This is a genomic window from Pseudomonas sp. KCJK9000 (assembly GCF_046230725.1).
In the GTDB taxonomy this organism is placed as follows: domain Bacteria; phylum Pseudomonadota; class Gammaproteobacteria; order Pseudomonadales; family Pseudomonadaceae; genus Aquipseudomonas; species Aquipseudomonas promysalinigenes.
Genome location: NZ_JBJJLN010000147.1, coordinates 1 through 400 on the forward strand (window position 1 = coordinate 1; position 400 = coordinate 400).

A 400-nucleotide genomic window follows, 5' to 3' on the forward strand; every position below is an offset into this window, starting at 1 on the left:
GCCTTCCTGGACAGTGCCGGTAGCGGACAAGGTGAGGCCAGTGCTGTCGAGCTTCGCCGGATCATCGGTAACCGAAGTGGTTGGGTTACCAGCCGTTTCCAGCTTCTCGTAGTTGCCACCGGTGACGTTGGTGATGCTGTTCGTCAGTGGGGTATTGGTGGTGTAGACGTTGTTCGGTGCGACGTAGTCGACCGAGCCGGAGCTTGCGTTGACCGGGATGGTGATGGTCTGACCGTTAGCCAGGGTGATCACCAGCGGCGTACCGGTAACTGGCGAAGTCACGCTCGCGGTGTAGGTGACCACGCCACCTTCAACAGCGGACGGAGTGGCTGTCAGGGTCACCGTCGAGGTATCGATGGTATCGGTGATTGCGGTCACAGCCGGCGCTGGGCTGACGTCC

The 400-nt window shown here is 61.0% G+C and carries 1 protein-coding gene; it reads right to left on the bottom strand.

Translation table 11 applies throughout. From position 1 onward, the window contains the following. On the bottom strand, nucleotides 1-400 hold a 400-nt coding region (locus ACK59H_RS23010), incomplete at both ends, for an immunoglobulin-like domain-containing protein (protein ID WP_409264999.1).